This is a genomic window from Paenibacillus sp. FSL R7-277, from assembly GCF_000517965.1.
GTDB lineage: Bacteria > Bacillota > Bacilli > Paenibacillales > Paenibacillaceae > Paenibacillus_AQ > Paenibacillus_AQ silagei.
The window spans coordinates 53,619-73,601 of sequence record NZ_ASPX01000118.1 but is presented as its reverse complement, the minus strand read 5'-3'; the positions used below and the strand labels follow the sequence as shown (position 1 = coordinate 73,601).

The following is a 19,983-nucleotide window of genomic DNA, read 5'->3' as shown; positions in this document are numbered from 1 at the left end:
GTGCGGGTGAGATCGATAGCGTGTTGCAAGATGCGGGAGCGGTGGATGCTACGGCGCAGAGTGCGGGTGAGATCGATGCTGGGGTAGGTGCTGGAGCGGTAGATGATGCAGCGCTTGAGGTGCCGCCTAGCGCTGATTTGTTGAAGCTGTTGCAGCGGGCGGAAGCAGCTTCCGCAGCTGAGCTGAGCTACGATGATATCACCGGGCTGCTAAATCATCCTGCAGTTAACCCGGCGGACGGGAACACCTCACTCCCCTTATCTGCTATTGCTGCGGCTGTGCAGCCCTTGATTCTTTTGGCTGACAAGGTTCTGGCTGCGCTCGTAACTTCGGCCATATATTCACCGGCGGCTGCGGCTGCGCGTCTCACTCTTCCGCTTCCCAGATCAACCGATTAGTATGTCATCAGATGATCGGAGTTGCGATAAGCCTTAATTGTATTTGGTACAACTAAAACGCCTGTTTGCTCGCCAATTTCCGGTTTTGTTGTACTTCGTACATTTAAACATCCGTTGATTCTTCCCTCTCCCCTTTTTGGGCAGATTTAGTTGTACAGACTACAGTTATCCAATGAAAGTGTGCCTTATCGCTCGTTTTAGGTGTACGTTCTGCAACTATCCCTGCATAGTCCGTTTTTATTCAGCAGAGTGTCAGTTGCCTGGGCGTTGCGGACTGAGGGGCGTTTATTTTGCAGAAAATGCATGACTGGGGAGAGTTACGGACTCCACGGCGCTTAAAGGCGGATATGCTGCCTTAAATCATCGGTTAGAGTGATAATAGGTTCCTCTGAGTCCGCAACTCCGTAAAAAGTGCTGTTTTTGGGGAAATAACGGCTCTCCAGTCCGTCAGGGTATACCCGCTTGCTTTGCACTCCCGCTTTTTCAATCAGATGCTGTTAGGAAGGAGCTTACAGACCATGGATACTCCCGGGATCTCGCTCTGCATGATCGTAAGGAATGAGGCGCAGCATCTGGAGCAATGCCTCCTGTCTGTTCAGGGTATGGTCTCGGAGATTATTATCGCGGATACCGGATCAGAGGATAACAGTATGGCTATCGCCGGCAGGTTCGGTGCCCGGGTAATCAGGCTGCCCTGGGAACACGATTTCTCCAAAGCCCGTAATCATACCCTACAGCTGGCCTCCTATGGGTGGATTCTGGTGCTGGATGCAGATGAAGCCCTTGCTGACTGGAAGCCAGAGGAGTTAAAGCTTCTGCTGGAATCGGAGCATGCGGACGGGTATTTCCTGCCTTTTATTCATTATGTAGGTGATGCCTCCGGGCGCGAATACGTGACAGACAATGTGTGTAGACTCTTCCGAAACGATGTACGTATCTGTTTTCGCGGCAGCATTCATGAAGAGGTAGCCTCCAGCATCTGGAGCCTCCCCGGAGGACATATTGCTTATGCCCGTCTGCCTGTCCACCATTACGGCTATCTGGATGATGAGCTTCAGCGCAAAAATAAAGCCAGCCGCAATCTGGAGCTGATCCATGCTGCGCTAGAGCTTGAGCCCGGCAGTGTTCCCCTGCGGTACGCACTGGGGACGGAATATTACCAGCAGGGCAAGTACCCGGCTGCGGCGGACCTGCTACTGCCGCTCCTGGAAGAAGCTCCGCCCGACTCCGGCTATACCGCCGACCTGTATCTCAAGACAGCTTTTGCCCTCCAAGCGGGCGGGCGGCCTGCGGACGCGGAGTCTGTCTATCAGGCCGGGATTGGGCTGTACGCAGATTTCACTGATCTGCTGGAGAGCTATGCGGGTCTGCTGCTGGAGCAAGGGCAGGTATGGCGGGCATACCCTCTGCTCCAGCAGGCGCTGGACAGCGGGGATACCGCACATAAATACCCTTCCTCCTCCGGCAGCGGAACCTACCGCACCCGCCTTTCCGCCGGGCGGGTCTGCGAGCAGCTGTTCCTCTACGAGGAAGCAATGGAGCATTACAGACAGGCGATCGGCTACGCGCCTGATGACGTAACCGCCTGGGAGCAGCTGGCCACGTTGTGCCTGCTGTCCGGGCAAGCGGAGCAGCTGACGGTGTTCACGCGTCAGCTGCTCCCTGCCCTGCCCCGGCGAGTGCTGATCCGGCTGGTGCCGGCCGCACTCAATGCCCGCGCCGCCCCGTGGCTGGCGGCGCTTCTCGCAGCACCGCATCTGCCGGAGGATATCCGGCAGGTGCTTCAGGTGCTGCTGGGGACGCTGTTCCGCGACCCGGAACAGCCCGGGGCCGCATCCGCTGAGCTTGCGCGGATGCAGAGAGGCGCGCCGGATAACCCGTGGGTATCCGGCTATCTGTGGGCCTTGTCCTGCCGCAGCGGCGGAATCGCCGCGGCAGGACAAGGCCTGGGGCGGCTGGCGGAGCTGCCGCCCGGGCTTGCAGCCATGCACCGCCGGCTGGCGGGGCAGCAGCCCGGCCCGGCGGAGCAGCAGCCCGGCCCGGCGGAGCATCGGGCAGGCTCTAACAGCATGCAGGAGCGCCAAGTCGCCTCCCCCCATGCTGAAACCAGCCATTCCAGGCTGCCACAATGCCAAGCCGAAGAACAAGAAGACCCTTCTGTTCCGGCAGAATGTTCCTTCCCAGCCCCCGATATCGGCAGCTTAGCCGATTCGGAATACCGCGCAGACACACCGCTTAGCTCTACAGATTTTTCTTACACAGCACAACTGCTGCTTCAAGCAGGCGCTTGGGACACACTGCTCCTGCTTCTGCTTGACAGGCCGCTTGGCGCTGCACACTTTCTCTGGAGCAGACTTCCCCTGCCACTGCTGCAAGGAATGCTGCATGCACCTGCTTCATTTAGATTACAGTGGTGTTCGGAATATACCGGGCAATCTCAGCACCATAGATTGCCCGGGGATGCTGCCGAATGGCTGCTCTATGCAGCCATAGCTCAATCCTGCGGGCAAGCTCCACAGCTTACGTCAGACGATGAACAGACGCTACTGCAATCCGGCAGCGCTGCCGCAATCACTGGCCTCAGTTATTACATGCTGCTGCTTGCAGCGGAGGTTCACCCGGAGGGGAGCATCGCCGCTACTGGCAGCATTCCGTGGCTGCTGCTTGTGAAGTCGGTGCTTCAGGGTGGGGATGACGGGAGGTAACAATGTCTGAAGCTCCGCTTGGTTTCAAAGCTTTACTCATTCTCTTAGCACACTCATAGGGAAAACGAAAGACCCTGAGGGGTAGCTCCCTCAGGGTCAACTTTAGAACTTTCTGCTCAGTTATAAATATTATACTCTTTAGCAACTACCCACCCATTAAGACCATACGAAGCGGAGATCACATAGTAGTTGTAATTTTCATGTAGTAAATATTCAAGCAAATCCGCTCTTTTTTCATAATACATCGGCCAAGCGGAGTCCTTTTGGTGCTCTAACAATTCCTTATTACTTTTGACAAATCGACTTATTTCGAATTGGCTGATATCAAGAAGAATACTCCCTTGCAACTGCGTTTCAAACATATGCGCCAAGACATCAATGAACTCAATCATGACGGGAACTGAATTGTCTTTGCCGCCCAATGTTTGGAATGTAATTTTTGACTTTTGCAAATCAACCTTATAAGAAATAATTTCATTATCATGAATATTTTGCATTCGTCCCCAACCTCCCAGTGAAAATCCTGCTCAAAATACAACATTACCCTGCTCATCCCGGCTACATTTCAAAGTTACTGCATAAAAAGCAGGATTTTTCATCCTCCAAACGCTTAGCTGGGGCAATTCTTGCATTTTATACAACAACTCTATCATATCCCCGGATATCCCGGTTTCCGAGTTGCAATTTGTACAACATTATGGGAATACAGGGGTAATAACATTAATTGAATGACGCATTCCTCTGCGGCACCAAGACAAAAAAGGCCCCGTCATAAGCCAAGGCCTCATTCCTCCTGTATTCACCTACGATAAGCCGACAAGCTTACCACCGGTCGGTCATCCTTACCGGCTTGATAACGCCTGCACCGAGTTCCAGTCTGTCGATGCATAACATGCGGTTGCCCGGCTCCCGGTCTCCGATGAGTCTGCGGTGATAGACGATCAGCCATTCATCACGGTCCGGCAGATGCAAATATCCATGATGGCCGGGGCCTTCCGCCACCGGCTCCTGCCTCTCCAGTATGGTCCCCAGGTTCGGGAATGGACCAAGCGGGTTGTCGCTTACGCCATAAGCGACCCGGTAGGTCCCATTGGTCCATCCGCCCATTGACCACATCAGATAATACAGGCCGTCCTTCTTGATCATACACGGCCCCTCCACATAACCCGGCGGGGTGACGGAAAGGATGACCTCTCCGTCCGGGAACGGAACAAACCCCGTCATCTCCTCATTCATCCGGGCCACGTTGCAATGCCCCCAGCCCCCGTAATACAGATAGATTGCACCGTCATCATCCTTGAACAGATGAGCGTCGATCGGCTGCGCGCCGTGAACGAACCCGCCGATCAGCGGCCGGTGGAGATACCCTCTGTAGGGGCCTTCGGGAGCATCCGCAACAGCAATCTCCAGCCCGCCGGCTTCGCCGTCCTTCTGGATATCGTTCGAGGCAAAGACCAGATAATGCCGGCCGTGATGCTCAATCTGGGTCGGAGCCCATACCGCTCTCCAGATCCAGGGGAAATCATCCATTTCGATGATCCCCTCGTGGGTCGTCCAATGAACCAGATCCCCGGAACTGAAGGCATCCAGATTCATCTGCCGGGTATATTCCGTAAAAGATCTGGTGGCATACACATAATGCCTGCCCCCATATGTTCTGGCCTCCGGGTCAGCATACCAGCCCGGGATAACCGGGTTCGTAATTCCGCGCAAGCGAATCTCCTCCTTTGCTCTGCACTAGCGAATTCAATAGCCGTACAGGCCACTTCCTTCCCGTTCCCGGACCCAGACCTGCATGAAACCAGGCTCCCTGTTGTCCCAAGCATAATAGGGGATGAACCTGAGCGGCCTGCCGTCTGCATTCCGGCTCTGCAGCACCGTCACCCCGCCCAGCAGCTCCGGCAGATGCTTCACCCGGAACCTCGCTCCGGCCGGCAGGGAGAAGGCATCATAGGAACTGCCGGGATGGTCCGTCTGCTCCAGACAATATACAACGGGTCCCCGCTGCACGGCAACCCTCCCTCTGTCCGCCTCCACCTCCGGTCTGGCCCGCACCTTATTCACGGGCAGCTCCAGCTCAAGCACCACCGTATCCCCCGGCGACCAGTTCCGCTCCAGCACCATATACCCCTGATGCGTCAAGGCTTCCGCCTCCCCGATGCTGATGCCTCCCGCCTCCACCCGGTACCCGCTGCACCACTCCGGCACCCGCAGCCGGATACTGAATTCGGCGCTTGCAGCAGGGTTCACCTCAAGCTCTATCCGGCCATCCCATGGATAACGGGTGCTTAGCTTCAGCCTGACGCCCAGCCCGCTGGCAAGCCTAAGCTCCGCTTCGCTGTTCATATATTGATTCACCGCCAGGCCATCCTCTGTAACAGCATAGGCGTACTGGCCCAGGGATGGCAGAAAGCGGGCCAGATTGGTCGGACAGCAAGAGGTTTCAAACCATGGGACACGATGATGCCCTCCCTGGGAAGCCAGCGGATTCTCATAGAAATATTGATCCCCGGACAGGGAGATTCCCGACAAAGCGCCATTATACAGCTCACGTTCTACCACATCGGCATATTTACCGTCCCCGAACGTCAGATTCATCCGGTGATTCCAGAACACCATGGCAATGGCGGCGCAGGTCTCGCAATAGGCGGTCTCATTGGGCAGATCATAATCGGAGGTGAAGCCTTCATTGTGCCTGGACGGCCCAATGCCGCCCGTTACATACATGTTGCGCTCCACCGTATGTGTCCAGACCCGGTGCAGAGCCTCCGTATAAGCGGAATCTCCTGAAGCATGGACAATATCCGCCATGGCCGTATACAGATACATGGCACGGACGGCATGGCCGGTGACCTGCTTAATCTCACGGACGGGGACATCGTCCTGGCAATAGGCCGGTCCCCACTCCGGATTATCCCAGATCGCGCCAACACCATAGCCATAGCCTCGCTCCTCCAGCAGCCACAAGGCCAGCTTCCAGTAGCGCTCAGTCTGCGTGGCGCGGTACAGCTTCACCAGTGCCAGCTCGATCTCCTCATGCCCCTCGACCCAGTGCCGCTTGCCGGGGCCGAAGATCTCGTCAACATGATCGGCCAGACGGCAGGCCACCTCCAGCAGCTCGCGCTTGCCGGTGGCTTCATAATAGGCAACCGCGGCTTCGATCAGATGGCCGCCGTTGTACATCTCGTGCTTCTCCATGTCTGTCCACTTGCCCTTGGGATTCTCCAGGGTAAAGTACGCACACAGATACCCGTCTTCTTCCTGCGCAGCCGAGATCAGCCCGATGATCCGGTCAGCCTCAGCCTCCAGCGCCGCATCCCGCTCTGACATCAGCGCATAGGCAATGCCTTCAAGCACCTTGTAGACATCTGAGTCGTTATAATATTTGCCTTCGTAATGTCCTTCCAGCAGTCCTGCTGCCTTGGCGAAGTTATTGATGCGGCCGGTCTCCTCACATTTGGACAGGCAATCCGGCAGCGTGGTCTGCCGGAGTACCTTCAGACGCGGCTTCCAGAACTCGTCATTGATAGTTACACAGGTGAAGGACACATCTTGCCAGGTATGAATCTTCGATTGTTGCTCTGCCATTTCTGTTCCCCGCCTCCTTTATCCTTTTAATCCCGTTAAGGTTATGCCCTCCAGGAAGTACCGCTGTCCGGCCAGAAACACAATGACGCAGGGCAGAACGACGGTCGCCGAGGCCGCCATCAGCAGATCCCACTGCGCGGTATAGGTGCCCTGGAACATTTGCAGGCCCAGCGCGAGGGTGAACCATTTGTCGCTTTTCAGATAGATCAACGGTCCCATGAAGTCATTCCAGGAGGCCAGGAAGCTGAACAAGGCCACTACGATAATCGCGGAACGGCTTAGGGGAAAGATGATCCGGGTATAGATCTGCCAGTAATTCGCCCCGTCCACATAGGCAGCTTCATCGAAATCGCGCGGAATGCTCAGATAAAATTGCCGGAGAAGGAAGATGTTGAAGATTCCCCCGCCGAAATAAGCGGGCACAATCAGCGGATACAACGTATCGTAGAACCCCATCATCTGCCAGCCCAGAAAGCTTGGGATCATCGTCACCGCCGCCGGCAGCATCATGCTGGTCATCAGGACCGCGAACACCGCATCCCTGCCCTTCCACGGAATCCGTGAGAATCCGAAGGCTCCGATGCTGCTCGTAATTACGGTTCCCACCAGCACGGTGACCACGATGATGAGCGTATTCTTGAAGAAGACATCGAACGGCAGCACCGTAAGCGCCTTATGGAAATTGCCCCATTGAAACGGCTTCGGTATCCATTCGGGGGGCATGGTGAATATCTGCGATAAATTCATCAGCGAGCTGCGGATCAGCCAGACAAACGGAATGATGAACATACAGGAGATTAGGATCAGCGCCCCGTAACCTGCGGTAAGTGAAAGCTTCGATGGCCTCAAGCCCGGTCCCCCCCTTCGTAATACACCCATGACTTCGAGGTTCTGAAGACGATGAAGGTGAAGAACAGAATAATGACGAACAAGATCCAGGCCAGCGCGGACGCATACCCCATCTCGGCATCCCGGAAGCCTGTTCTCCACAAATAAAATACATAGAACAAACTCCGGTTATTCGGTCCGCCCTGCGTCAGAATGTAGGCTTCGTTGAAGACCTGGAAGGAACCGATAATCGTCATGATGGTATTGAAAAAGATCGTGGGGGTGACCATCGGCACCGTCACATGGCTCAGCTTGCGGAACCAGCCGCCCCCGTCCACCTCAATCGCTTCGTAATACTGCCGGGGAATGCCGGAGAGTCCGGCGAGGAAAATAATCACCGTGCTGCCGATCCCCCAGAGCGTGGTAAGTACGACTGAGGGGATCACGCTGCCTTCCCCGTACAGCCAGTTGCTGGTCGGCAGATGCAAGCGGCTCAGCAGCGAATTGATGAGGCCCAGGTCAGGGTTAAGCAGCCACATCCAGATCATGGCCGAGGCCACCGCCGGAACAATACTCGGCAGGTAGATGATCGTACGGAAGATAGCCCTTCCCTTCACATTGAGATTCAATAGCAGCGCGATCCCGAAGGAGAGGAGAATCACCGCAGGCACACGCAGTATGACGAAATAGAAGGTGATCCCCAGCGATTTATAGAACAGCTCATCTTCACCTGAGAACAGCCGCAGGTAATTATCCAGACCGGTGAAAGCGGTCTGCTCTTTGAACACATTATAGTTAGTCAGGCTGAGCACCAGGCTGGCGATCATGGGACCCAGCGTAAAAATGGCAAACCCAAGGATGGCGGGGGCGGTGAACAGCAGCCCGTAGAACATTCCTTTTCGCATACTGGCCTCCAGTCTTGTTGATTATTCCTTGATATCGCGCCGTCCCTTAATCTGGGCCTGGACCTTTGCCGCGATGGAGTCCATCGCTTCCTGGGCCGTCTGCTGGCCGAGCCACACCTTATCCAGCGCAGGATTGACCAAGTCCATAATATTGTTGAAATTCTTCACATAGCCGGTCGGGGTCTGATGCCCTTTGGTCAGAATCACATCGACAATGGCTTCCTTATAGCCGGACGGTCTGGCGTCCAGATTCTCCGTCCATTTGGCCAGTAGCGCAGGATCGGTGTACCAGTCCTTGGGAGATGGCATCCAGGTTCCGGCTGTAAGCATGTCAATGGAGGCTTCGGGATCGAGCAGCGCCTTCAGCAGCTCCCAGGTCTCCTGGGGATGCTTGGTGGATTTGAAAATGGAGAACATGCCGCAGACCACGGTGGTGACCGGCTCCTTCATTACAGGCATGACCCCGACATTGAAGTTGAACTTCGACTGGGCGAGGCCTGCGCTTGCCCATTGCCCGTCTACAGTCATCGCCACCTTCTTGGTCTGGAGCGCTACATTCGTTGCCGGAATATTCTTGGACTGCACGGGTGAAGGGGAGACATGATGCACATTCATCAGATCGGATATTTTCTGGAGGGCTTCCACCGCCTCCGGCTGGTTCAGCCCGAAGGTTTTGCCGTCCGCTGAGATGAAATCCCCGCCGTTGGAATAGATGAAGTTGCTGTACACCCCCCACCAGGTGGAGATATTTGCTCCATATTGCTTGATTCTGGTCGGATCGAAGCCTTCCTGGTCCGCTGTTTTGCCATTCATGTCCACAGTCAGCTTCTTGGCAACCTCGACGAATTCATCCCAGGTCCACGCATCCGCCACATTCGACGGGGGAGGCGCTATGCCGGCGTCCTTGAAGATATCCTCATTGTAGAACAAGGCGAAGGATTCGGGGCCAGGGCCGATTCCAATCACATTGCCCGGCTCCAGGGAATAGGTAATATTAGGAACTAGCGTATCGGGACTAATCTCGGTATCCTTATCGAGAAATTCCTGAAGATTATAGAATTTGCCCTGCTCCGCCATCGGAAAAGCAATCGTCCCCGACTCCATCATAGCGATGTCAGGCACATCATTCCCGGCGACCATAGTTGTCAGCTTGGTATCATAGTCAGCGGCAATATGCTGAAGCTCGACCTTTACGCTCGGATGCTTGGCCTCGAAATTCTGAATCGCTTTTTTATAAGGAGCCACTTCTTCCGGTGATCCCCAGACAGTCATCCGCAGCTTAATATTCTCCTTCGATCCGGAATTCCCGGAAGATGCGGAAGTGTCAGGGCTTGCAGTATTAGACTTCGAGCACGCAGACAGCACAGCGGCAAGCACTACAACCAGAGCCAATGTGATGAAGACTGATTTCCTGGGTTGCGACATATTCCAAGCCCCTCTCGATTTCTAAGTTCAACGGGTTCATAGCTGCAGTCTATGATGCCTTTATTATAAAATATAAGATAGCGCTTACATAACCCTAATCTCTTTGGATTGGTGGACCGGGATTGGCTTATAGCGGCAAAGTAATCACTACCTTCGTGCCTGCTCCCGGAGTCGAGAAGATGGATATCCCGTACTCGCCGCCGTAGGTCATCTGAATGCGGTCAATAGTATTCTTAATACCCACAGAGGAAGACTTCTGATACAGAATTCTGTGTACCGTCTCCGCACTCATGCCCCGGCCGTTGTCGGCCACCTCGTAATGCCGGGTTCTGCCGTTAATCCAGCCGCGGATTCCAATGAGTCCGCCAGAGCCGGTCTGATCGAAGCCGTGAAGAATCGCATTCTCCACAAAGGGCTGGAACAGCAGTCTCGGCACATCGTACGCCAAGAGCTGCGGGTCCATATCATACTCCACGGTGAACTTGTCCTCGAAGCGGATCGACATAATATAGAAGTAATTACTCATCCAGCTCATCTCTTCGGACAACGGTACGGCGTCCCATGTCTTCCGGGAGGTATAATGCAGCATGTTGGATAGACAGACAAGCATCCTGCTAAGCTCCTGCTGATCATTCTCAATTGCCGTCCAGTTCATCACATTCAGCGTATTGTACAGGAAGTGCGGATGCATCTGCATATTCAGCGCCTGTATCTCAGCCTCTTTCTCCTTCAGCTTGATCTCGTAATTCTCCGTCACCAACAGCTGAATCCGGTCATTCATCCGGTTGAAGCGCTGCGTCAGCACGCCGAACTCGTCATGGCTCACCACATCCACGCGGGTCTGGAAATCTCCCTCGCCCACCGATCTCATCGCGCTGAGCAGCCGCTTGATGGGCTTAGTGATTTTACCTGCAATGAAAAAAGCGAAGATCAGAGCCACAATCCCCATCACAACAGCCAATACAGTAATAGATGTCCGGATCACCGGCACCAGGCTGCTCACCAGCCCTGCCTGCGGTATCCACACCACAGACATCCAGCCGGTCACCTCCGAACGGTCGAAGCAGACGATCACCGCTTCGCCGTCCAGCTTCATTCTCCGTGCCCCGCTGTTCTCCCGCTGCAGCTTGTCCAGTCCTGCCTCCTTATAGATCTGTGCAACCTGACCCGGCTCACTGCTGGCGACTACCCTGTCCTGCGGATCAAGCACCATGTAGCGCGAGTTCCCCGGAAGGCTGTCTGCATACAAGGATTTAAGCACCTCGGATTTGAAGCTTATGGCAAGTACGGGGCGTTCCACTCCGGCATCCATTTTAGCAAGCTTCGTATTGCTCAGATAGGTGAAGTCCAGCAGACGTGTAGCCGAGAAGAGATAACGGAACTCCAGATTTCCGCCTTGCAGATAGGGCTGGTTGAACATGGACGCGAACTCATAAGTCGGTATCCACACCAGCTTCCCTCCCGCCTGCCGGGCCATACGGTATATATCCGATTGCGTCGGTTCTCCTTGAGGCAGGGGTTGTCCGAAGGTGAAGTAGGAGGTCCATAGCTGGTAGGCAAAGATATCCTGGTTCTGGGAAAAGGTTTTGCCGAGCACAGCCGTCACCTGCCGGTCGGCTGCGAACAGCTCCGCTTCATTCGCGGGGTCCAGCTGGTTGAAGATGCGGAACAGATCCTTATCGAGGAACAAGGACATGCTGTTCTGGTCCACGATCCGCAGCTTGGTGTCCATGACTTCATTATTCTTCCTGACAATCTCATATACATTCTTCTGCGCCTGCTCTGTGATAATCTTCAGGCTGGTCCGGTAGAATAAAGCCCCCAGAACGAGCAGGGGAATGGCGATCAACAGAATATAGCTGGCCAGCAGCCGGTAACGGAAGGTGATCTTCATGCCTCACGTTTCCTTTGCGACAGCGCATGCTTATAGGCTTTGGGCGACATGCCGTAATACTTCTTGAATACGCGGCAAAAATATTTCGTATCCTGAAATCCGCATTCCAGGGATATCTCATATATTCGGAGCGGCTCCCCGGCAAGCAGTACCTTGGCCCGCTTCATCCGGGCCGCCGTCACATGCTCCGAGAACGTTTTTCCCGTCCTGTTCTTGATCAGTGTACTGAAATAGGAAGGGTTAAAATGGAAATGCTCAGCTGCCCGCTCCAGTGTAAGCTCCTCCTTCATATGCTGCTGTATCCAGCTTAGGCATTCAGCGATCATGCTCTCCCCCTGATCCTGCCGGGATACGGTTAAGGCCAAATGCGCTTCCCGGAGTGCCTGCCCCAAATGGGCCACCAGCTCCGGGTACGAGCGGCATGAGCGGATAAGCATCGTAGCCGTACCGGTCAGCATCTGCTGCGCTCTCTTATCCAGAATGTCCTGATGCTCACTCCGGATCTGCAGCAGCATTAGCGATGCCTGCTCCTTTAGCAGCATAGGGCTGGCATGTCCACCGTCTGCAAGCTGGCAGAGGGCTTCCACACAAGCTTCCAGAACAAGCGCAGCATCATCCATTTTCAACGCCTCATAGACCTTGCTCCAGTCAGGAACGGCCTCGCGGGAAGAAAACCTGATCTCATCTGAAAACAGCAGCCCCTGCCGGAAATCATAGAAGTTGTAACTGTTGGCCGTTCTGGCTGCCAGATAGGACCGCGGCGCTTCCTCCCGGAGGGAACGGCATTCCGGGCCAATCCCGTGGGTGAGCTGTCCGGTATGCGCCCAATCCGCCGCCAAGGAACGGGCAATGGACCGGGCTTCTTCCCGCTTGTCCCCGGTAAGGGCTTCCAGGGAAATCAAGGTAACGGCGGCAAGAGAGCCGTCCTCCGTCATCCCGCTCAAGGGAATGGTGATGGCTTCCCCCCACCTGCCCCAGGCCTGCTCCAGAGCACGGATGAACACGCCGCTGTCCTGGCAGGAGTTCAGCTCCGAATACACAGCGACACCGCTCTCCCGCAGCCAATCATAACCGTCCAGCTCCGCCAGCTCGGCCAAGGACGCACTGCCGTTCAGCCAGGACAGCATGAGCCGGTTCAGGTAGGCGGAAGAAGCGAGCTTAAGCCGGTGCTGCATTTCTTCCTCTTCACGGCGCTGCCTCTGTTCCGCTGTCAGCAGAAGGTCGATCCGGCTTAGGACATCCGCTACCTGGTCAATCTCCACCGGCTTCAGCAGGTAATCGTAAGCCCCATAATGAACTGCCTTCTGCGCATACTCGAACAGATTGTAAGCGGATACCATTACGACCTTGGTCCGGATACCTTCAAGCTTAAGCCGTTCCAGAAATTCAAGCCCATCCATTCCGGGCATACGGATATCAGTCAATATAGCTTCCGGGCGGTGGGCTTTCACCATTTCCATAGCGGACAAGCCATCCTGCACCGCCACCACCTGATCCTCCGGCCGAAGGCGTCCGATCAGATTGACCATCCCTCTAAGATGTCTGGGCTCATCATCCACGATCAATATTCTCATTATGCTAGCCCCCCAAGATTGGCTTACAGCCCCTGTCAGCCGCAGTGTTGCCCTTATTATAGAAGCCATTCCGGTTCATTCCTAGTGGATTCATATTGGAAAGGTGGATTTGAATACTTCCCTCATCGTCCTCATCGCACCGGCAGCCTGCCAACTAATTCCGCAATTTATCCGCATTAGCCCGTATCAACCTCTCCGGCACAATAAAAAAAGACCCCCATTTAGCCATTAAATGACCACAGGAGCCCTTACCCCGACATTATCCCCGCTTCTCCCCTACTCCGGCCCATCCCCCGTATTTCCGCTTCCGCTTTCCGCATCCGGCGCATTGTTGCTGCCTGATGCAGGCGAGGGGCTCTCCCCGCTGCCCGCATGTCCGCCTGATCCGCCCGAGCCTGAACTGCTGTTGCCGCCGCCTGAAGGCGTGCCTTCCGCGCCGGTGCTGCTTTTCTCCGTACTCAGCGAAGGGGCCGGGATGGCGATGCCCGGGGCGCTGCTGCCGTTCTCGCCGACAGGCTTGCCCTGATTGTCATAGTAGTACATCGGAACGTCACCGACTACCATCAGGTAGGAGACGGGGATCTCTGTGTCCACCACCTGCGGATCCATGTCAAAGGGGATTACGACCGCTACCTCGGTCACAATGTGAATATAGACCTCAACCAGAATCATATTGATTCCGGCATTTTGCTGCCGGGTATTCAGCTCCACCTTCACGGCCCCCTGAGGTTCGATCTTGATCGGAATATCGGGTCCAAAGGAGGCAATCAGCGGGCTGCCAAGCGCCTGGCCCAGCGGAATACGCTCGCTGCGGTTATGCAGCTCCTGCAGTGTGGACTGTATCACCTCGGCGGCTTGCGAGGTAATCCGCATATGCTCCTTATAGTTGAGCATGAAGCCGGAGATTTTGCCGCTCTTATCCGTCTTCCAGTCAATTAGCGCCTCAGCATTCCCGCCGTCCGCCACCTGGGACGTAATCGCCTTGTTAATGGATTCCGTGGCGATCTGCTTCACCCGGATCTGTGCCAGATGGAGAATCGGCGGCTTCAGGTGCTGCTCCACATAACGCAGCCCCTGCAGCACCGCCAGAAGCAGCAGCAGGCTCAGAACGATCCAGAATCTGCCCCGTCTGCGCGGCTTCCGCCCCTTGCCCCCGTCGGCTTCCTGCCGCTTCCCGTCCCTGTTGCCGAACAGGCGGAACCCGCCGCCCCCACGCCCGGCCTTGCGCCAGACCCGCTGGCCTGGAGCGCCCGCTGTTCTCCCGGACGGCTTCGCTGTCCCGTAATCTGCTTCACTCCCGTCCAGCCGGACGCCGGACCTGGAGGGCTTCGCCACGAAGCCCCCGCTCCGTCCCCAGCTCCGGCCAGGCAGACCCGCGCCGGGTCTTGAAGGCTTCGCTTCGAACCTTGCTCCCGAACCCGCACCCGGCGGCCGGATTCCCGCTCTGGACGGTTTGGCCTTGAAGGCCTGGCGGCGCCCGCCCGGCCCCCTCAGACCGCTTCCGCTGAAGTCCGGCAGACGCAGACGCCCGAAGAGCGGTACGCCTGTGCTCCGTTTCCCCCATTTTCTGATTCTGCCCATGCCCTGCCGTCCCTCCCGACATTTCTGCGGTCAAGCCGCCTGTACTACTAAGCTATTCAGCACCCGTACGAAATAACCCCACAATGTGGGGCTTCCGCCTTGATATATCTGGTCCATTCTGAGGGTTGTCTCCCTCACCGCCGCTTGTATGGAGCAGCATTGTTGCAATTCTTGCAGGATTTCTCGAAATTTGTTACTGGCTGTGGCCACATGATATTCGCTTTTACTTATACATTCGGCCCACACGCCACTGCCGCACCGAATGTGATCGGTTTTTCGACCATATCCGGCTGTTCGGTGAAATCAGCGAAGTCATTCCTATTACTGGTCCAGAATATAATCATCCTGCCGATGCTCCAAGACACTTACCCCCAACTTTATGCACAACTTATCCACATCGGACGCAAATCATAATTTTCTAATCCACAAAAAAAAGAACATCCCCGCGGCACCACACCGCAGCAACGTTCTTCTAATGCCCCGCCCGCTTGCGCTTATCCTCCTGAAGATGCCCCCAATGCAGCCGGACAAAGATAGCAAGCAGAATCAGCATAAATACACCATACCACAACAGAAAACCATTCCAGTCCTCACGCGGGACAATGAGCGAGGAGCTGAGCGTACCGAACAGCCAGATAAAAGACAGATTGCCGAGCACCGTCCCCCAGACAAAAGCCGCCGGCTTCATTGGAGACACGGCTGACATCAGATTAATGATATTGCTGGGCACAATCGGAATCGTACGCAGCAGCACCAGGGTCCAGATGCCGTAACGGTCCAGATAGGTCTGCCATTTCTCATACTTCTTGAGCTTGTAGCCCCATTTACGGTCGAACCAGTCGAAGAGATAACGCCGGAAGAGAAAATAGACGACTACCGCGCCCAGGTTGCAGGCCAGCCAGCTGACAGCCATCCCGCCGATCACTTCGAATACAGAGACATGCAGCACAATCAGAATCGCCAGGGGGAAAAATCCGAACAAGCTTTGCAGCACGGCGAGCGGAAAGGTAGCAAAAACAATATACGGGCCGCTAAGTCCCAGACTTTGCAGCAGCCAGTCAATCCAGGCATTGATCATCTCGGTCATAGAGCGCTCTCCTTCCCTGACTCTTAGCAGCATGTAAAGGAACCGCTCATTAATGTTGAAGAAAAACACCCCTTGCGGGGTGTTTATTGAACATCTAACTATAGATTCTGCGACATAAGCGTACAAGTTACAGAATTGTTGCTTATTTTCTCCCATCATAGCACACATCGGTCATCGCCGCCAGATCACTGAACCCTACAGAGTTCACTTAAGCAGAGATACCAGTTGTCCACTCATTAACCTTGGCTTCATTGCTCTCTACCCATTCCTTGGCCGCTTCTTCAGGCGATTGTCCGCCCTGAATCTTGACCATAACCTGCTCCATATCCTCTGCGGTCCATTTGAATTGGCTCAGGAACTTGTGTACATCAGGCATATCTTCCTTCAGGCCTTTGCGGACCATCGTATGAATCTGCTCGGCACCGCCGTAGACATTCTTCGGATCGTCCAGGTACTTGAGGTCCATGTTGGCGAACATCCAGTGCGGAGTCCAGCCAGTGACTACAATCGGTTCATTCTTGTCAAAAGCCTTCTGCAACTCCTGCGCCATCGCCGCCGACGAGCTCTCCAGCAGCGTATAATCGCTCAAGCCGTAGGCTTCGAGCGCTTTTTCCGTGGCCGTCATAATTCCGGCCCCCGGCTCAATTCCGATAATCCGCTTATCGAGCGTTGCCGCTACTTCTGCATTATTCAGATCTTCAATGGAGTTGATCTCCATGTAGGCGGGAACGGCAAGCCCGGTCTTCGTTCCATCCAGATTCACACCGGCATCCTCAATGTCCTTGCCGTATTTCTCCAGATAAGAGGCATGCGTGCTTGGCAGCCAGGCGGCTACCATGGCATCTGCGCTTCCGTCAGCAATCCCTGCCCACATCGGTCCGGCATCGACCTGCAGCATCTCCACCTTCACACCGAGCTTCGTTTCCAGCACTTCCTTGACTACGTTAGTACTGGCGATCTCGGAATCCCAGGCTACATAAGCCAGCTTCACCGTACTATTGTTATTATTGGACGAACAACCTGCTACCAGAATTACTGCCATCAGCAGCATGAGCATCATTAGCGGTTTGCGCTTTATCGATTGGATTCTTTTCATATTAATCATACACTCCTATTCTTGTGGTTTGGATTTGAAGAGCTTCTGGGTAAGACGATCCAGCAGAATGGCAATAATAACAATCGCAATCCCCGCCTCGAAGCCCGCACCCGTCTTCGCCTGTGATACTGCACGGTATACATAGGCACCTACACCCTGGGCACCGATCATGGACGATATGACGACCATAGACAGCGAGAGCATAATCGTCTGGTTAATCCCGGCCATAATGGTCGGGAGCGCGATCGGCAATTGCAGCTTGAACAGCTTCTGCCCTGCGGTTGAACCGAAGGCATCCGCCGCTTCCACCAGCTCCGGTGAGACCTGGCGAATCCCCAGGTTCGTTAACCGGATCGTTGGCGGAATCGCAAATATAATAGAAGCAATGACGCCGGGAACAACACCCAGCGAGAAGAACGACACGGCTGGAAGCAGATATACGAACGCCGGCATCGTCTGCATGAAGTCTAAGATAGGGGTGGCAATATTCTGGAAAGTCCGGCTCTGTGCACACAGCACTCCGAGCGGAACCCCGATCACTACAGCCAGCAGAGAGGCTGTCAGTACCAGGGCCAGCGACTGCATCGACGGTCCCCACAATCCAAGATTGTCAATCAGGAGCAGTCCGACCACCGCAAACAGCGCCATCCGCCATTTGCCGATCCAGTAGGCCAGAGCTGCGATCAGAAGGGTCAGCACCATTGCAGGCAGGAAATTCAGCGCCGCATCAATCCCGCTCACCATTCCGCCAATCACAGCATGAATGATATCAAATATAGGGCCGAAGTAGGTCGTGAGCCAATTTTCAATCCATTCTACGCCCTTTCCGAGCGGTATTTTAGGTAAATTCATGAACCAATTCCTCCTTCAGGAACCGCGTTACCGGCCAGGGCAGACAACACGGCCCCTTTGATAACAATGCCCTTCAGCTTCTCGCCTTCCCCCACTACTGCAACGGGCAGATGCGTCTCCGACATCAGCTCGAACAGATCATTCAGCAGGGTATCCGGCTGAACCCGGGGAATGTCGCGCAGCATCACATCCAGAATACTGCGGTTCTCCTTCAAGGCCTGTGAGGCATTATCCGCTGTCAGCAGACCTTGCAGCCGCATCTCATTATCTGCGACATACAGGCTGGAGACCCCGCTGTCCCGCATGAGCTGCAGGGCTACCCGGGGACCGCGTTCCGGGCGGATCATCTCCGGCTGGCGCATCACATGGGAAGCGGTCAATACTTTGGACAGATCCACATCCTCCACGAAGCGTTCCACATATTTGTTCGCAGGCTGAATCAGAATTTCTTCCGGCGATCCGATCTGGACAATGACCCCGTCCTTCATCAGGGCAATACGGTCCCCGATCCGCAGCGCTTCATCCAGATCATGCGTGATGAAGACAATCGTCTTCTTCACTCTGGATTGCAGCTCCAGCAATTCCTGCTGCATATCCTTGCGGATCAGCGGATCAAGCGCACTGAAGGCTTCATCCATCAGCAGAATGTCAGGATCATTGGCCAGACCGCGCGCCAGGCCGACACGCTGCTGCATGCCTCCGCTGAGCTGATCCGGGCGGTGGTTCTCCCAGCCCTTCAGCCCTACAAGCTCAAGAGCCTCCATGGCCAGCCGGGTTCGTTTGCTTTTCTCCACGCCCTGCACTTCCAGTCCGTATTCTGCGTTAGCCAGCACACTGCGGTGCGGGAACAGCGCGAACTTTTGAAAGACCATGCCGATATTCTTCCGCCGGAATTCCCGAAGCTGCTCCGGATTCATCTTGACAACATCCTTACCCTTGAACAGCACCTGTCCTCCGGTAGGCTCAATCAGCCGGTTCAACAGACGGACGAGCGTGGATTTACCACTGCCCGACAATCCCATAATGACAAATATTTCTCCCTCTTCAATGCTGAATTCGGCTTTATTCACACCGACCGTCAGCTTGGCTTCCCGGGCGATCTTTTCTTTGGACCAGCCTTGTTCTAATAATGGAAGCGCCCGTGCTGCATCATGACCGAATACTTTGGTTAACTGTTTCACCTCTATAATTGCCATGTTGACCTCCTTCTCTCCTTTTACTTTCGGGTTAACGCTACTGACCTAGTGTAACGGACTTACGAAAAAATACGCAAAGCTCATATTCGCTAAGAATTGAGTGTACAGTTTTAACTTTACGTACTTTACGTATAGAATACTCTGTTTAACGCCGGATTCCGTTCTGGATGAATTCTTTACTTCTTGCCGGGGATTTGATTACAATACACTAGGAGAGACATGCAGAATGTCAGCCTATTCCTCAGGAGGGACATCATGAACGATTTAGAGGGGCTTTTGCCCGAGCAAATAGAAAAAATCAGCAAAGCCCGTGAACGGGTCATCGACTCTATCGGCAAAAATATGGATTTATACGGCATCACCCTGTCCATCGGGCATTTATACGGTTACATGTACTTTAATGAGGGCCCGGTTACACTGGATGAGCTAAGCAGCACCATGGGCATGAGTAAGACCTCCATGAGTACTGGAGTACGTACACTGCTTGATTTGAAGATGATCGATAAAGTCTGGGGCAAGGGCACCCGCAAGGATCTGTTCGAGGTGGTTCCCGACTGGCATCAGAACTTCAGCGATTACTTCTCTATTAAATGGAGAAAAGCAGTTGAAGGGAATATGACCGCCCTTAACAAATCACTCGCCGAAATCCGGCAAATGAAAATCGATTACGCGGACGAGCCCGACCTATCGCGCCTGCTCCACACCGACGAGCTCAAGATTGAAGAAGCCATTAAATATTACCGCTGGCTGCTGAAGCTGATCGAAGCGCTGGAGACCGGCAAGATCTTTGAATTAATCCCTAAAGAATAATATCAGCTATTGGCGTTCAAACTATTCTGCTCATGCTGAAAAGG

16 protein-coding genes are annotated in these 19,983 nt (G+C 54.6%); 3 read left to right on the top strand and 13 right to left on the bottom strand.

Features of this window, described 5'->3' with window-relative positions:
* Together C173_RS30850 and C173_RS33240 are read left to right on the top strand one after the other, a co-directional pair.
* Positions 1-398: hypothetical protein (locus C173_RS30850; RefSeq protein WP_235192082.1), on the top strand; the 398-nt coding region annotated here is incomplete at its 5' end.
* Between the two features lie 518 nt (positions 399-916).
* On the top strand, positions 917-3,103 hold the full coding sequence (locus tag C173_RS33240; protein WP_051478696.1) for a glycosyltransferase: 2,187 nt from the start codon (positions 917-919) through the stop codon (positions 3,101-3,103).
* A 116-nt stretch (positions 3,104-3,219) separates the two neighbouring features.
* Here C173_RS33240 and C173_RS30840 read toward each other — a convergent pair whose 3' ends face one another.
* The 13 genes from C173_RS30840 to C173_RS30775 all read right to left on the bottom strand — a co-directional run bounded on the left by C173_RS30840 (position 3,220) and on the right by C173_RS30775 (position 19,129).
* A complete protein-coding gene (locus tag C173_RS30840) occupies positions 3,220-3,600 on the bottom strand; it encodes a hypothetical protein (protein WP_036732601.1) in 381 nt (126 codons plus the stop codon).
* 325 nt (positions 3,601-3,925) lie between these two features.
* Entirely contained in the window at positions 3,926-4,816 is an 891-nt protein-coding gene (locus tag C173_RS30835) for a glycoside hydrolase family 43 protein (protein WP_235192081.1), read from the bottom strand.
* A 33-nt stretch (positions 4,817-4,849) separates the two neighbouring features.
* On the bottom strand, positions 4,850-6,691 hold the full coding sequence (locus C173_RS30830; protein ID WP_036732598.1) for a glycoside hydrolase family 127 protein: 1,842 nt from the start codon (positions 6,689-6,691) through the stop codon (positions 4,850-4,852).
* Positions 6,692-6,709: 18 nt separating this feature from the next.
* On the bottom strand, positions 6,710-7,540 hold the full coding sequence (locus C173_RS30825) for a carbohydrate ABC transporter permease (protein WP_036732596.1): 831 nt from the start codon (positions 7,538-7,540) through the stop codon (positions 6,710-6,712).
* Entirely contained in the window at positions 7,537-8,424 is an 888-nt protein-coding gene (locus C173_RS30820; protein ID WP_036732595.1) for a carbohydrate ABC transporter permease, read from the bottom strand. Before C173_RS30820 ends, C173_RS30825 begins: the two co-directional genes overlap by 4 nt.
* Before the next feature lie 21 nt (positions 8,425-8,445).
* Positions 8,446-9,849 carry an ABC transporter substrate-binding protein gene (locus C173_RS30815; RefSeq protein ID WP_036732585.1) on the bottom strand — a complete coding sequence of 468 codons (1,404 nt, stop codon included), beginning with the start codon at positions 9,847-9,849 and terminating at the stop codon, positions 8,446-8,448.
* Between the two features lie 127 nt (positions 9,850-9,976).
* A complete protein-coding gene (locus tag C173_RS30810) occupies positions 9,977-11,743 on the bottom strand; it encodes a cache domain-containing sensor histidine kinase (protein ID WP_036732583.1) in 1,767 nt (588 codons plus the stop codon).
* Complete coding sequence (locus C173_RS30805; protein ID WP_036732582.1) at positions 11,740-13,317, bottom strand: response regulator; 1,578 nt, start codon at positions 13,315-13,317, stop codon at positions 11,740-11,742. Before C173_RS30805 ends, C173_RS30810 begins: the two co-directional genes overlap by 4 nt.
* Positions 13,318-13,593: 276 nt before the next feature.
* On the bottom strand, positions 13,594-14,430 hold the full coding sequence (yunB, locus tag C173_RS35255) for a sporulation protein YunB (protein WP_235192083.1): 837 nt from the start codon (positions 14,428-14,430) through the stop codon (positions 13,594-13,596).
* 940 nt (positions 14,431-15,370) lie between these two features.
* Complete coding sequence (locus C173_RS30790) at positions 15,371-15,985, bottom strand: TVP38/TMEM64 family protein (protein ID WP_036732577.1); 615 nt, start codon at positions 15,983-15,985, stop codon at positions 15,371-15,373.
* A gap of 208 nt (positions 15,986-16,193) precedes the next feature.
* The gene (locus tag C173_RS30785) at positions 16,194-17,081 is read right to left on the bottom strand and encodes a glycine betaine ABC transporter substrate-binding protein (RefSeq protein ID WP_235192080.1); all 888 of its coding nucleotides are present in this window, start codon (positions 17,079-17,081) and stop codon (positions 16,194-16,196) included.
* Between the two features lie 15 nt (positions 17,082-17,096).
* Positions 17,097-17,933, bottom strand: a complete 837-nt coding sequence (locus C173_RS30780; protein ID WP_036732574.1) for an ABC transporter permease — start codon at positions 17,931-17,933, stop codon at positions 17,097-17,099.
* Positions 17,930-19,129 (bottom strand): quaternary amine ABC transporter ATP-binding protein, encoded by a 1,200-nt coding sequence (locus C173_RS30775; protein WP_036732571.1) that lies wholly within the window; start codon positions 19,127-19,129, stop codon positions 17,930-17,932. Before C173_RS30775 ends, C173_RS30780 begins: the two co-directional genes overlap by 4 nt.
* A gap of 255 nt (positions 19,130-19,384) precedes the next feature.
* On the opposite strand from C173_RS30775, the gene C173_RS30770 reads away from it, so the two are divergent.
* Positions 19,385-19,939, top strand: a complete 555-nt coding sequence (locus tag C173_RS30770) for a GbsR/MarR family transcriptional regulator (RefSeq protein ID WP_036732568.1) — start codon at positions 19,385-19,387, stop codon at positions 19,937-19,939.
* Positions 19,940-19,983: the final 44 nt, after the last annotated feature.